Origin of the sequence: Bacillus halotolerans (genome assembly GCF_001517105.1) — a bacterium.
Lineage (GTDB): Bacteria > Bacillota > Bacilli > Bacillales > Bacillaceae > Bacillus > Bacillus halotolerans.
On the sequence record NZ_LPVF01000010.1, the window covers coordinates 567,818 to 581,750 of the forward strand.

At 43.0% G+C, this 13,933-nt stretch carries 15 protein-coding genes; 4 read left to right on the plus strand and 11 right to left on the minus strand.

Translation table 11 applies throughout. The annotated features are described in order from the left end of the window. Positions 1-71: 71 nt before the first annotated feature. Positions 72-350 carry a transcriptional regulator AbhA gene (gene abhA, locus AU387_RS13220; protein WP_024121253.1) on the minus strand — a complete coding sequence of 93 codons (279 nt, stop codon included), beginning with the start codon at positions 348-350 and terminating at the stop codon, positions 72-74. 281 nt (positions 351-631) lie between these two features. Here abhA and mreBH point away from each other — a divergent pair, with 281 nt between their 5' ends. The 3 genes from mreBH to AU387_RS13230 all read left to right on the plus strand — a co-directional run bounded on the left by mreBH (position 632) and on the right by AU387_RS13230 (position 3,219). Further along, a complete protein-coding gene (gene mreBH, locus AU387_RS13225; protein WP_024121252.1) occupies positions 632-1,639 on the plus strand; it encodes a cell shape-determining protein MreBH in 1,008 nt (335 codons plus the stop codon). A 102-nt stretch (positions 1,640-1,741) separates the two neighbouring features. Continuing rightward, complete coding sequence (locus AU387_RS20640; RefSeq protein ID WP_024121251.1) at positions 1,742-1,873, plus strand: protein YkpC; 132 nt, start codon at positions 1,742-1,744, stop codon at positions 1,871-1,873. Between the two features lie 113 nt (positions 1,874-1,986). Continuing rightward, positions 1,987-3,219 carry an aminopeptidase gene (locus tag AU387_RS13230; protein ID WP_059335923.1) on the plus strand — a complete coding sequence of 411 codons (1,233 nt, stop codon included), beginning with the start codon at positions 1,987-1,989 and terminating at the stop codon, positions 3,217-3,219. A 27-nt stretch (positions 3,220-3,246) separates the two neighbouring features. On the opposite strand, the gene AU387_RS13235 is transcribed toward AU387_RS13230, so the two are convergent. Genes AU387_RS13235 through AU387_RS21710 form a run of 3 tightly spaced genes read right to left on the minus strand, consistent with a single transcriptional unit; the run spans position 3,247 to position 5,972 of the window. Next, positions 3,247-4,158 (minus strand): ketopantoate reductase family protein, encoded by a 912-nt coding sequence (locus AU387_RS13235; protein ID WP_059292851.1) that lies wholly within the window; start codon positions 4,156-4,158, stop codon positions 3,247-3,249. A 60-nt stretch (positions 4,159-4,218) separates the two neighbouring features. Continuing rightward, positions 4,219-5,838, minus strand: coding sequence for an ABC-F family ATP-binding cassette domain-containing protein (locus AU387_RS13240; RefSeq protein WP_024121248.1), 1,620 nt, complete (start codon positions 5,836-5,838; stop codon positions 4,219-4,221). Further along, the gene (locus AU387_RS21710) at positions 5,835-5,972 is read right to left on the minus strand and encodes a hypothetical protein (RefSeq protein WP_157722710.1); all 138 of its coding nucleotides are present in this window, start codon (positions 5,970-5,972) and stop codon (positions 5,835-5,837) included. The genes AU387_RS13240 and AU387_RS21710 overlap by 4 nt, the downstream gene beginning before the upstream one ends. 50 nt (positions 5,973-6,022) lie before the next feature. Here AU387_RS21710 and AU387_RS13245 point away from each other — a divergent pair, with 50 nt between their 5' ends. Then, on the plus strand, positions 6,023-6,292 hold the full coding sequence (locus AU387_RS13245; RefSeq protein WP_059335861.1) for a hypothetical protein: 270 nt from the start codon (positions 6,023-6,025) through the stop codon (positions 6,290-6,292). A 35-nt stretch (positions 6,293-6,327) separates the two neighbouring features. Here the strand turns inward: AU387_RS13245 and sipT are convergent, their stop codons facing one another. The 7 genes from sipT to AU387_RS13280 all read right to left on the minus strand — a co-directional run bounded on the left by sipT (position 6,328) and on the right by AU387_RS13280 (position 13,930). Then, entirely contained in the window at positions 6,328-6,909 is a 582-nt protein-coding gene (gene sipT / locus AU387_RS13250) for a signal peptidase I sipT (RefSeq protein ID WP_044156035.1), read from the minus strand. A 143-nt stretch (positions 6,910-7,052) separates the two neighbouring features. Continuing rightward, the gene (locus tag AU387_RS13255; RefSeq protein ID WP_059335862.1) at positions 7,053-8,954 is read right to left on the minus strand and encodes a PTS fructose transporter subunit IIABC; all 1,902 of its coding nucleotides are present in this window, start codon (positions 8,952-8,954) and stop codon (positions 7,053-7,055) included. 14 nt (positions 8,955-8,968) lie between these two features. Then, on the minus strand, positions 8,969-9,880 hold the full coding sequence (pfkB, locus tag AU387_RS13260; protein WP_059335863.1) for a 1-phosphofructokinase: 912 nt from the start codon (positions 9,878-9,880) through the stop codon (positions 8,969-8,971). Then, positions 9,877-10,632: a DeoR/GlpR family DNA-binding transcription regulator gene (locus AU387_RS13265; protein WP_059335864.1), complete on the minus strand. Its 756-nt coding sequence runs from the start codon at positions 10,630-10,632 to the stop codon at positions 9,877-9,879. Before AU387_RS13265 ends, pfkB begins: the two co-directional genes overlap by 4 nt. 278 nt (positions 10,633-10,910) lie before the next feature. Continuing rightward, the gene (skiZ, locus tag AU387_RS13270; RefSeq protein ID WP_044156041.1) at positions 10,911-12,104 is read right to left on the minus strand and encodes a sporulation-delaying-protein transporter subunit SkiZ; all 1,194 of its coding nucleotides are present in this window, start codon (positions 12,102-12,104) and stop codon (positions 10,911-10,913) included. Beyond that, positions 12,101-12,793 carry an ABC transporter ATP-binding protein gene (locus AU387_RS13275; protein ID WP_059335865.1) on the minus strand — a complete coding sequence of 231 codons (693 nt, stop codon included), beginning with the start codon at positions 12,791-12,793 and terminating at the stop codon, positions 12,101-12,103. Before AU387_RS13275 ends, skiZ begins: the two co-directional genes overlap by 4 nt. Then, positions 12,794-13,930, minus strand: coding sequence for an efflux RND transporter periplasmic adaptor subunit (locus tag AU387_RS13280; protein WP_059335866.1), 1,137 nt, complete (start codon positions 13,928-13,930; stop codon positions 12,794-12,796). Positions 13,931-13,933: the final 3 nt, after the last annotated feature.

The following is a 13,933-nucleotide window of genomic DNA, read 5'->3' on the forward strand; positions in this document are numbered from 1 at the left end:
GGCGGCGGTAATCAGAAATCGGCACGCAAAAAAAGGCGGAGATTACACCATTCCGCCTTTTTCAACATATATTATTCTTTTAAAGCGGCTTGAATTTCTTCGAGAAGCAGCTGTGCGCCTTCAGGGCTTAACGTAATTTTACCGTTGCCGTACTCTTTATTTTCTGAAGTGATTTCCCCAGTCATTAAACAAATGCCATGAGGTTTGTACTTTTTCAAAATAATTTTATCGCCCTCGACAAAAAACTCAATGCTGTCTTTAATAGCAATATCCAGTGCCCGTCTTAACTCTATCGGCATAACAATACGGCCTAATTCATCTACTTTTCTTACAACACCTATTGATTTCATAAAAACCCTTCTTCCTTAAATGTTTCTTTTTTCATGTAATATTCAAGGTTGTCCCTCAATATATCGTAGACGTACGAAACGCAGAAAAAGTTTCCTGCTTTCTTGAAGAATCGCAAGATATTTTTTCCATAAAACCGAAAAATGTATTACTTCTGTTACACCCTTCCGCAGTTTTTTACAAAAACATTTCTTTCCCGACGCACACCCCCAAAAATCGCTTCTTTTCTTAGAAACTTTAAATGTAGAATCATATAAAATCAGGATAAAGATTGGGTGAAAACATGTTTCAATCAACTGAAATTGGAATTGACTTAGGAACAGCTAATATACTTGTTTACAGCAAAAATAAAGGAATCATCTTAAATGAACCTTCTGTTGTCGCAGTAGATACAACGACTAAAGCAGTGCTTGCGATCGGGACTGACGCGAAAAATATGATCGGTAAAACACCGGGAAAAATTGTCGCTGTCAGACCGATGAAAGACGGCGTTATCGCTGACTACGACATGACAACTGATTTGTTAAAGCACATCATGAAAAAAGCCGGAAAGAGCATCGGCATGTCGTTCAGAAAGCCGAATGTCGTTGTGTGCACACCATCAGGCTCAACTGCAGTAGAACGCCGCGCCATCAGTGACGCGGTGAAAAATTGCGGAGCGAAAAACGTCCATTTAATTGAAGAACCGGTGGCAGCTGCAATCGGAGCGGATTTGCCGGTTGACGAGCCGGTTGCTAACGTGGTGGTAGATATCGGCGGCGGGACGACGGAAGTCGCGATTATTTCCTTTGGAGGCGTTGTCTCCTGCCATTCAATCAGAATCGGCGGAGACCAGCTTGATGAGGATATCGTTGCTTTTGTGCGGAAAAAGTACAATTTGCTGATCGGTGAACGCACAGCTGAGCAGGTTAAAATGGAAATTGGCCATGCATTGATTGAGCATGTGCCGGATGCAATGGAAATTCGCGGACGTGACCTTGTGACGGGGCTACCGAAAACCATTATGCTTCAATCAAATGAAATTCAAAACGCGATGCGTGAATCTCTCCTTCATATTCTTGAAGCGATTAGAGCCACACTTGAGGACTGTCCTCCTGAATTAAGCGGAGACATTGTCGATCGCGGCGTAATTTTAACAGGCGGCGGGGCGCTTCTTAACGGAATCAAAGAATGGCTGTCAGAAGAAATCGTTGTACCTGTACACGTTGCGCCAAACCCGCTTGAATCCGTGGCAATCGGCACCGGCCGTTCTTTAGAGGTGATTGATAAGCTCCAAAAAGCGGTTAAATAATCCTTTTCTCGCAAAATCTCAGAAAGTAATTGAAATTCCTGCTTCTTTTTTCCTCTCTCGCTTCATATTGTGGGAAATGGAGAAACGATAAGGAGGAAACAGATGCTTAGAGATTTAGGAAGACGGGTAGCGATTGCAGCCATTTTGAGCGGAATCATTCTTGGAGGCATGAGCATTTCACTGGCAAACATGCCTCATGCGCCTGAAGGCACTGTAAAAATGAATCATCCATAAGTGTTGAAAAGCCCAAGACCATTTTGTTTTGGGTTTTTCTCTTTGCACTCCTTTCTTTTCTTTATAGGAGATTATTTGATATGATGAGAAAAAAGCACGAGGAGGAAAGATTGATGGATACATTTTCAGAGAAACTAAATACATATGCCCAGCTGGCGGTTGAGGTCGGCGTTAATGTCCAAAAAGGCCAGTATGTGGTGGTAAATGCTTCGACGGAGGTTCGCGATTTCGTCCGTCTGATTGTAAAACATGCATATGAAAAAGGCGCAAAAAATGTAACAGTGAATTGGCAGGATGACGAAGTGGCCAAATTAAAATATGACCTGGCGCCGTTTGAAGCCTTTGAAGAGTATCCTGAATGGGAAGCGAAAGGCAGAGAAGAGCTTGCCAAGAAAGGAGCTGCTTTCATTTCAGTCGTATCCTCAAACCCAGATTTACTGCAAGGGGTAGATTCCAAACGGATTGCCGCCTTCCAAAAAGCTGCAGGCAAAGCGTTACATACATACAGACAATACATTCAATCTGATAAAGTGAGCTGGACTGTCGTCGGTGCTGCATCAGCAGGTTGGGCTCAGAAAGTATTCCCTGGCAAATCAGAAGAGGAAGCGACACAGCTCCTGTGGGAAGAAATTTTTAAAGCCACACGCGTAAACGAAGAAAATCCGGTTCAAGCGTGGATCAATCATGATCAAAACCTTCATGAAAAAGTTGATCATTTGAACCAAAAACATTATGCCGCTTTACATTACCAAGCAGAAGGAACTGATTTAACAATCAAGCTGCCGAAAAAACACGTTTGGGCAGGTGCCGGAAGCGTAAATGAAAGCGGACATGAATTTATGGCCAATATGCCGACAGAAGAAGTATTCACACTGCCGCAAAAAGACGGGGTTGACGGGTTTGTATCGAGCACAAAACCGCTAAGCTACGGCGGGAACATTATCGAAAACTTCACGCTCACATTCAAAAACGGCCGTATTGTTGACATTAAAGCCGAAAAAGGAGAAGACATTTTAAAAGAATTGGTCGAAACAGATGAAGGCTCTCACTATCTTGGTGAAGTAGCTCTTGTCCCGTACGATTCGGCTATTTCACAGTCAAATATTCTTTTTTACAACACTTTATTTGATGAAAATGCGTCAAATCACCTGGCGATCGGCAGTGCCTATGCTTTTAATATTGAGGGCGGAAAACAGATGTCTCGCGAAGAGCTTGTCAAAGAAGGCTTAAATGAAAGCATTACCCACGTAGACTTTATGGTTGGTTCTAAGGATATGAACATTGATGGAATTACTGAAGACGGAAAAAGAGAACCTATCTTTAGAAATGGAAATTGGGCTTTTTAAATAAAGAAGGAGGCTTTCGCCTCCTTCTTATTTTTTTGCTTCATACATTTGCAGATTGGCATAAACTGTTTCTAATATTGGTGTTGACAGAGACAAACGCTTTGCTTTATCAAGCAAAAAGCCGTGCAGATGATCTCCTTCTGTCGTTTGGCCATTTTCCATATCACGGAGCATGGAGGATTTCATATGATAAGACATGCTTGTCATTGTGCGGAAGCTGTCTTCTTCAAGCTCTGGATCAGCCGGAACTCCTTCCTTGCGCAAGATCATGCCGATTTCCCCAATGAGTGTTCGCGCAGTGTGCCGCCCGCTCTCTGTTTCAAGGATTGGTCCAAGCGGTCTTTGAAATAAGGTTGTCACTCCTGCTTGTGCTGCAATAAACAGATATTTTTTCCAGATGTCTTTCTCAATATGCCCGCTAATGATGACCTCTGCCTTCACTCCTGCAAATGCTTCCTCAAGCTCTTTTATCCGTTCCGTGCGCTCACCGTTCCATTCACCGAACACAAAACGATGCGACGCACTTGTATGTTTGATTTCTCCCAGATTGTTTAAAGCACTTTCTATGAAACACAGCCCGCCCAGCACCTGATCTTTCGAAAATGCCGTAAACAGCTGCTCGTAGTGACGATAACCGTTTAAGAAAGGAATAATGACTGATTCGCTGTGGACAAAAGGTTTGACATCGCTAATCACCTGACCGAGTGAATATGCTTTAGAAGCGATGATGATCACATCAAACTGTTCTTTTTCTCCTGCAGTGATTACTGCGGGCTGAAAGGACACGTCACCCTTTTCACTATGAATAACTAGTCCCGTTTGTTTTAACTGTTCAGCTCTTTTTTGGCGGACAAGAAACGTCACCGCATTCCCTTTCTCTGCAAGCCGTCCGCCAATATAACCGCCTACTCCACCTGCTCCGACAATTAAAAATTTCAAGTTAATGTCCCCTTTCTTTTCTATGTACAAAAAAAAGCAGAGAATTCTCTGCTTTTTTTATTACGCGTATAGTTCAGCCAGTTTTTTCTGCACATCAGCATTTTCAAGGAACTCGTCATAGCTCATTTGCTTGTCAACAATGCCATTAGGTGTAATCTCTATGATTCTGTTGGCAATCGTCTGTACAAACTGGTGGTCATGTGATGTAAACAGCATAGCGCCTTTAAAGCTGATTAAGCCATTATTGAGCGCTGTAATAGATTCTAGGTCTAAGTGGTTGGTCGGTTCATCCAAAATTAAAATATTGGCGCCAGAAAGCATTGCTTTCGAAAGCATGCAGCGAACCTTTTCTCCCCCAGATAAAACATTTGCTTTTTTGTGTACTTCTTCACCGGAAAACAGCATGCGTCCTAAGAAGCCGCGTAAAAAGCTCTCACTTTGGTCATGAGGAGAATACTGGCGAAGCCAGTCTACAAGATTTAAATCACTGCCTTCAAAATATTCGCTGTTGTCTTTAGGGAAGTACGCTTGAGATGTCGTCACGCCCCATTTAAATGTTCCGCTGTCAGCTTCCATTTCCCCGGAAATGATTTTGAACAGAGTAGTAACAGCCAATTCGTTACGCCCTGTAAAAGCAATTTTATCTTCTCTATTCATAATAAAGCTGACATTGTCGAGAACTTTTACACCGTCAATTGTTTTCGTTAATCCTTCTACCCGGAGAACGTCATTACCGATTTCTCGTTCCGGTGTGAAATTGACGTAAGGATAACGGCGTGAAGACGGTTTAATATCATCAAGAGAAATTTTATCAAGAAGTTTCTTTCTTGAAGTCGCCTGTTTTGATTTAGACGCATTTGCGCTGAATCTGGCCACAAACTCTTGTAGCTGTTTAATTTGCTCTTCTTTTTTCTTGTTCGCTTCTTGAGAAAGCTTCAAAGCAAGCTGGCTTGATTCATACCAGAAATCATAGTTTCCGACGTAGATTTGGATTTTGTTAAAATCAAGGTCAGCAATATGTGTACACACTTTATTTAAAAAGTGACGGTCATGGGATACAACAATCACAGTGTTTTCAAAGTTAATCAGAAACTCTTCCAGCCACTGAATTGCCTGAAGGTCTAAGTGGTTCGTCGGCTCATCAAGAAGCAGGACATCGGGCTTGCCGAATAATGCCTGAGCCAAGAGAACTTTCACTTTTTCGGAACCGCCAAGATCTTCCATCTTCTTCGTGTGAAGATCTTCTGAGATGCCGAGACCTTTTAGAAGGATCGCAGCTTCACTTTCTGCTTCCCATCCGTTCAGCTCTGCAAATTCACCTTCGAGCTCTGCCGCACGAATTCCGTCTTCATCCGAGAAATCAGGCTTCATGTAAATTGCGTCTTTCTCCTGCATGACCTCGTATAAACGCTTATGTCCCATAATCACAACTTTTAGCACTTCATACTCTTCGTACTCAAAGTGGTTCTGTTTCAGGATGGCAAGACGCTCGCCAGGACTCATATGAACATCGCCTGTCTGAGGCTCAATTTCTCCTGATAACACTTTCAGAAACGTTGATTTACCAGCACCATTGGCACCAATTAACCCGTAGCAGTTGCCTGGGGTAAATTTAATATTTACATCTTCAAATAACTTGCGATCCGCAAAGCGCAAGCTCACATTATTTACAGCAATCATTTAATATCCTCCATCATGTCTATCATCATTAAAAGTATACCATGAATGGAAGACAAGAGAAATGCTTCACTGATAAAAGCAGGCAGAAACACTTCTACACTAAAAGGGCGAAGCTGTGATACAATTGAAGACAAAGAGGATGCATCCAGATGGAAAATCATACATTCTTACTCGGAGGAACACATTGAAGCTTTTAACACTGACTGAATATTGCTTATTGATCTTTTTTACAGGCTTTTACCTTGCCGTAACTGGCTTTACCGCCAAAGATATCGGCTTATATATCGGGATCGCCCTGATTTATATCTTCTCACATATCTTCTCTAAACGGTTATTAGAAAAACGCGGCAAAGAGAACAAGCAAGTGCACCTTTTCTTCAGTGTGCTGGCCATTATCGGTTCAGTATTTGTCACTGTATTATGCATTGCATTAGTCGCTTCTTTTTCCAATTAAAAAACGCCTGCTGTCCAAAGGCCAGCAAGGCGTTTTTATTTGGTTTGGCGCATTTCATTAAACGGGAAAAATACAAACTTCGACGTACCCACAATCCGATCTTCCGCAATCAGTCCGAGGCCATTTCTGCTGTCCATGGAGTTTAGCCGGTTATCCCCCATGACGAAATATTTGCCTTTCGGTACTTTCACCGGGCCAAAGTCGCCTGTAAGACTGACACCAAGCTTTTCTGCCTCTTTTTTGTTTTTAGACAAATAAGGCTCGGCAACTTTTTTTCCGTTTATATAAAGCGTGTCATCCTTCATTTCCACGGTTTCTCCAGGCTTACCGATCAATCGTTTGACGTAATGGATTTTTGAAGTCTCACCATTGATAATGACGATATCTCCCCGCTCCAGGTCACCGATATAGTGTACCGTTTTATTGACAAACAGTCTTTCGCCGTCATGTAAAGTGGGGTACATAGATGAACCTTCGACTAAATACGGTTCAAATAGGAAGTGGCGGATAATGAGTGCCAGCAGGACAGCAATGACAATTGCTTTTCCCCATTCCCAATACGTATTTGTTTTTTTCTTCCCCGCTTTTTCAGTTTTTGTTTGATTTTCTTCGGTCAAAGTGTTTCCTCCTAGACGATTGCTATGTCAGTTGTTTCCCTTCTTTTACTTTATCATAATTTATTATAAAATACATAACTTAACCGCGCTGCCGCGAGAAGATAGAGAAAAAGCGTCCTTTAGTAACAGGACGCTTTTTTTCCTTATTTTTCAGTTATAGGTTTTTTCACGATACCTAGGATCATCGCCATAATCACAGCACCAATTACAATACTTAATAAGTAAAGGAGCGGATGGTTTGTAATAAAGGCTACGAATATGCCCCCGTGAGGTGCAGGAAGGGTTACACGGAAGAATTCAGTTAATCCGCCGGCAACCGCTGCACCGACCACAGCCGCTGGAATGACGCGAAGCGGATCCGCCGCAGCAAACGGGATTGCGCCTTCTGTTACGAAAGCCGCACCCATGAAGTAGCATGTAATACCTGCTTCACGGTCACGCTGAGAGAACTTGTTTCTGAAAATTGTTGTTGCAAGTGCGATACCTAATGGAGGAACCATACCGCCGGCCATGATCGCTGCATGAGGCGCATAGTTGCCTGCATCAATCATCGCAATACCGAACGTGAAGGCTGCTTTGTTAAGCGGACCGCCCATGTCAATCGCCATCATACCGCCTAAAATAATACCCATTAACACCAAGTTTCCAGTACCAAGGCTTTGAAGCCAGTCTGTTAAGAAATTCATGAATGCTGCTACAGGTGTATTGATTACAAATTGCATTAATACGCCAGTGATAAAAATACCAAACAGCGGATAAATCAATACAGGCTTCAATCCATCAAGGGACTGAGGGATAAACACAAATACTTTTTTCAATAAAATCACGACATAACCAGCAAGGAATCCGGCAATCAAACCGCCTAAGAATCCAGCATTCGCTTGAGTGGCCATAAACCCGCCGACCATACCAGGAGCAAATCCCGGACGATCTGCAATACTCATCGCGATAAAGCCGGCCAGAACTGCAACAATCAGTTTTAATGCATTGTCGCCGCCAATAAAGTTCAATGCTGCAGCAAACGTATTGTAGCTAGGATCATTCGGATCTGAAGAATGGATACCCCAGAAGAATGAAATTGCAACGAGTATACCGCCGCCCACTACGAATGGAAGCATGTTGCTGACACCGCTCATAAGGTGCTTATAAAACGCGTTTCCAATACCGCCGGATTTGGCTTTTGGTTCATTTTCATCACTTTGTGCAGAAGAACCGCCGCCGCTGCCTTGATAAATCGGTGCGTCTTGATTCACCGCTTTTTCGATAAGCTCTTGCGGACGTCTGATACCTGCCGTTACTGGAACCTGAAGCACGCGTTTGCCTTTAAAGCGCTCCATTTCAACCTGCTTGTCCGCTGCGACAATGATTGCAGGTGCATCTTCAATTTCTTGAGCAGTTAGCTTGTGCTTAATACCGCTTGAACCATTTGTTTCAACCTTAATTTCAACACCAAGCTCTTTCGCTTTTTCTTTAAGGGCATCCGCTGCCATGAAAGTATGGGCGATACCTGTCGGACAAGCTGTAACCGCTAGGATTTTACCTTTTCCGGCTGGTGCTGGTGCCGTTTCTTCTTCTTCCTCTTCGTCATCATCTTTATCATGCTGATTGATAATGTCAATAATCGCGTCTTCTGATTCGGCTTCAAGCAGCTGTTTGCGAATTTCTTCACGCATTAACAGCGTAGACAGTCTTGACAGTGCTTCAAGGTGAGTGTTGTTTGCACCTTCAGTCGCTGCAATCATGAAGACCAAGTGTGCCGGCTGGCCGTCTAGTGATTCATAATCGACACCGTCTTTTGAACGCCCAAACGCAATCGCCGGGTTGATAACGCTTGCCGTTTTCGCATGCGGAATAGCAATTCCTTCACCGATACCCGTTGAACTTTGGCTTTCACGATTTAAAATGGCTTCTTTATAGGCTTGTCTGTCATTTAATTTTCCAGCCTTATCAAGAACTGTGACCATTTCGTCAATAACGTTTTCTTTTTCTTTGCTTTCAATATTAAGCTTTATCGTATGCTTCGTTAAAAGCTCAGTTATTTTCACTTTTGTTTCCTCCTCTATAGACGTGTGACCTTAACTTCAGGAAGAAGCTGCTGGACAAATTCTTCTGTACCAAGTTCCTCAGAAAACGCGGTAGCGCTGCCTGATGTAACTCCTAAGCGGAATGCCTCTTCAAGCGGCAGCTGCTTGGAAACACCGGCAAGAAAACCTGCAACGACAGAATCTCCTGCTCCGACTGAGTTTACCAATTTCCCCTCTGGTACGTTTGCAAAGTAAACGGCATCCTTCGTAAACAGAAGCGCTCCGTCACCGGCCATGGATACGATTACATGCTCAGCGCCTTGTTCTACAAGCTTTTTCCCATAAGGAACAGCTTCTTCAACAGATGAAATCGTTGTTCCGAACATTTCACCAAGCTCGTGATGGTTCGGCTTCATCAAAAACGGTTTCATTTCTGTTGCTTTCATAAGCGCTTCGCCAGAGATATCTAACACAACACGTGCGTTCTGCTGTTTGCAAGCCTCTGCGATTTTTTCATAGGTATTTTGAGGCAGTGAAGAAGGAATGCTTCCAGCAAGAACGACAATATCCCCCTCCTGCAAAGATGTAAACTGTTCTAAAAAGGCATTGAAATCTTCGTCTGAAATCGTTGGTCCCTGACCGTTAATTTCCGTTTCATCACCAGTTTTCAATTTTACATTGATGCGGGTATCTTCTTTTACTTCAGAAAAAGCTGTTTCCAGGTTTTCTTCGCGCAAAAATGTTTTGATATATTCTCCGGTAAATCCGCCGATAAATCCGAGCACTTTTGACTGAACATGATGTCTTTTCAGCAGTCTCGATACGTTGATGCCTTTTCCCCCTGGATACTTTGTATCGTATGCGGAACGGTTTAGGCCTCCTACAGTAAAATCTTCAACGTGAACAATATAATCGACAGATGGATTAAGTGTTACAGTATAAATCATGGTTTCACTACCTTTACGACAGTTTTTTCTTGGTAATTATCGAATGTAAGCTCTTCAGCGTCAGTCGTAATGATTGTTGCGTCGCCTATGCCGGCAAATGCCGAAAATGAAATTTCTCCAAATTTCGAAGGGTCCGCTAACACGTAAGCGTGTTTTGCCTGTTTGACAGCCTTCGTTTTCAATAGGGCTTCATCAGGGTCAGGCGTTGTGAAGCCGGCCTCTGTATGCACACCGTTTGCCCCCAGAAAACTCTTATCGAATCTGTACTGATCCATGGCAATCAGTGAAGCGCCTCCGATAACCGCGCCCGTTCTGTGCTTTACATATCCTCCAAGCAGATAAAAAGATATTTCTTTCCTTATCAATGCGTCGATGTGCATAACCCCGTTCGTGACCACAACGATATCTTTGCTTTTATCCAAAAAATCAATCATGTGCAAAGTCGTCGTGCCCGCATCGAGATAAATGCAATCCCCTTCCTCCAAAAGTGAAGCGGCTTTTTCAGCAATCTTCAATTTGTCTTGAAGGTTTTTGGATGATTTTTCAAGCATATCAGGTTCAAGTCTGATATCGGAAAGCTTGGCAGCTCCCCCGTGAACACGCTTTAAAAAACCGCGTTCTTCAAGCGTCGATAAATCTCTTCTGATTGTAGATTCAGAAGCATTTGTAAGATTTATGAGCTCTTGAATCTTTACCACATCATGCTTTTCTATTTGATCAATAATCAACTGATATCTTTCAGGAGTTAGCATGCTTCACCTCCTAATGAAAACGTATTCATTTTGAATACAATTTCATTGTAAACGCTTTTTTTACAATAGGCAACTAAAATCATTCAAATTCATTCAATAACTATCAAAATCTTTCACGTTTCTCCATATTAACGTATGTATATAGGGTTTGTAAACTGTAAATTCGACAAAAATAAGGACAATTGTATGACTTTTTCTTCTTATCTTAATGTAAAAAGTCTTTTATATTCATAGTAAAAAGCACCAAACATAAAAAAACCTCATGCACATGCATGAGGTTACTCGTAACGCAGCGCTTCAATCGGATCGAGCTTGGCAGCTTTATTTGCAGGAAGCATTCCAAAGACAACGCCAATAAGCATACTGAACAGCACGCCTCCGCATACGACCTGCCAGGATACTAATGACGGCCAGCCGGCAATGGCTGAAACCAGCGCTGCCCCTCCGTATCCGATCCCGATCCCAATCAGTCCGCCGATAAGCGTTAATACGACTGATTCGATTAAAAACTGGGTCAGAATCTGTCCTCTCGTCGCTCCGAGAGACTTCCGAATCCCAATTTCCCGCGTTCGTTCTGTCACTGACACGAGCATAATATTCATGACACCGATTCCGCCGACTAAAAGCGAAATGCCTGCAATTGAGCCGATAATCGTGGTCATGATTGTTGTGATCTTTCCAATTCCTGCTGCAATCTCTTCCATGTTCATGACTTGATATGAATCCTCAGTGCCATGATGGTCATTCACCAGCTGTGCCGCTTCTTTTCCGATAGATTTTATATCATCAGCCGATTCGACCTGCAATGACACATTACTGAAGTCACTTGTACCGAAAGACGATTTCATCATATTAAACGGCACATACATTTCACTTAGTCCGAAAGACAGCAAACCTGTTTCTTTCTTCAGCACACCGATAATTTCCACAGGCTGTCCGTTTACCCAGACAACTTCACCGAGAGGAGAGGATTTATCAAACAGCTCTTCGGCCATTTTTTGTGATATAATGCCCGCCCTTTTTCCCGCAAGAAAGTCATTATCAGTAAAGGTTCTTCCGCTTTCTATTTCTAAGGAATTCACATTCATATATCCGTCGTTGATTCCGTTAATGGTTACATCGGTTTCTTCCTCATGATAACGCGCCTTCATGCTTTCAGAAGTGGATGCAACTACTTGTCTTATCCCATCTATCTCTTTTAATCCGCTAATATCGTTTTCTGTGAAAGTTGACTCCGTTACGGCGTTCGGATTGCTTGCAAGCTCTTCGTCACTCGGCATGTAGTATAGTTCAACCGTATTCCCCGGACCGCTGATGGACTGCTTAAGCATCTGCTCGCCGCCCTGCCCTACAGCAACGACAACAATAACAGAGCCAACACCAATGATAATTCCGAGCATCGTTAAAATGGAACGCATTTTATGTGCAAGAACAGAGCTCAAAGCCATTCTGATGTTTTCTAACAGACTCATTCCCCCACGCTCCTTTGTCCGGAGCCGGGAGTAACGATTTCTCCGTCTCGCACCATGATGACCCGGTTCGTGCAATCTGCAACTTCCGGCTCGTGGGTAACAAGTACAATCGTTGTTCCCTCGTCGTTTAACGCTGTAAATTGGTCCATAATCGCTGCACTTGTTTTCGTATCCAACGCGCCAGTCGGTTCATCCGCCAAAATTAATTTTGGTTCATTGACGATTGCCCTCGCAATGGCCACACGCTGCTTCTGACCTCCGGATAACTCATTCGGCATATGAAGCATCCGATCGGCTAATCCAACCTTTTCTAAGGCTCTTTCGGCTCTCTCTTGGCGTTCTTTTTTTCCAATGCCGGAATAAATCATTGGCAGCTCGACATTTTTTTTAGCGTTCAGCCGCGGGAGAAGCTGGAATTGCTGAAAGACAAAACCGATGGATTTGTTGCGGACTGCGGCCAGTTCTTTGTCTTTATAAGATGAGATGTCTTCACCGTCCAGCTTATATATACCGGAAGTCGGACGGTCTAGACAGCCGATAATATTCATAATCGTTGATTTTCCCGATCCTGACGGCCCCATGATCGATACATATTCCCCTTGATTGATGTTCAAATCAATCGAATGAAGAACATCAAACGTTTCTCTGCCGATCTGGTAGCTTTTTCGCACTTTAGAAAGCTGAATCATTTATGCTTTCACTTCCGTTCCGTCAGCCAAATCATCAGCAGGATTTAAAATGACCTGATCATCCTTAGAAATTCCTTCTTTTATTTCCGTTACATCGTCTGTTACTTCCCCGATTTTGACGTCGACTCGCTTGGCTTTACCGTCCTTTACTGTATACACATAATATTGATCATCTTCTTTTTTAACTGCCTTAGAAGGAAGCGTATTGGTTTTCCGCTTATCCGTTTCTATATTCATAATGAATTTAAAACCTGGCTTTCCTTCAGGAAGATCACCTTTTATTTTGACTTGAAGCGGGTATTGTACTGCCTGATCTGTGCCAGCTGCTGCCGCGGCGTTATCCTGCTGATCTGGCACTAGTCCGACAGCTGAAACTGTACCTTTCCATGTTTTATCCTGAATGACATCTGAAGTGAGTGTGACCTTTTGGCCTTTTTTGACTTTAAGTGTATCGTATTCAGACAATTTACCTGAAACGACAAGGTCTTTAGGATTGCCGATATGTATGACGGGCTCTTGAATATCTGACTTTTTTGATGCCGCTTCCTGGTTGACAGAAATCACAGTGCCTTCGATCTCGCTTTTCACTTGAAGATCTGACACTTGATTGGCAAGCGACTGCCGCTGAAGCTCAGTTTGCTTCAATTCAATTTGAGCTGTTTTTTCCTGCATTTCAAGCTCTGTGCGCTCAGAGTCAACTTGTTTTTCTGCTTCCTTTTCTCCAAGCTGTTTTGTCAGTTCTTTTTCTTTACTGTCCAACGCTTGTAGCTTTTCTTGAATCTGATCGATTTGCAGCCGGTTCGATTCAGAGGTCAATTGATTCTGTTCCTTTTCCAGACTAAGCTGCTCATTTGTATAAGTGACTAACGGCGTACCCTTTTTAACTTTGTCGCCTTCCTTCACTTTAATGTCGTTCAAAGTTCCTTTATCGGCTTCATAAAACACATATTGTTCATTTGAAAATTTAAGTGTGCCTGGAACCATAACCGTTGACGATATCTTTTTTTCTTCTAGACTGCCCGTCTCCACCTTCTGGCCGGCGCTGCCGCTTGTCGGAGCGGCAGACCGGTAAATATTAATTCCTATAAAAAGAGCGACTAATGCTGCAATCCCAATTCCAATCCAGACTTTTTTCATCTA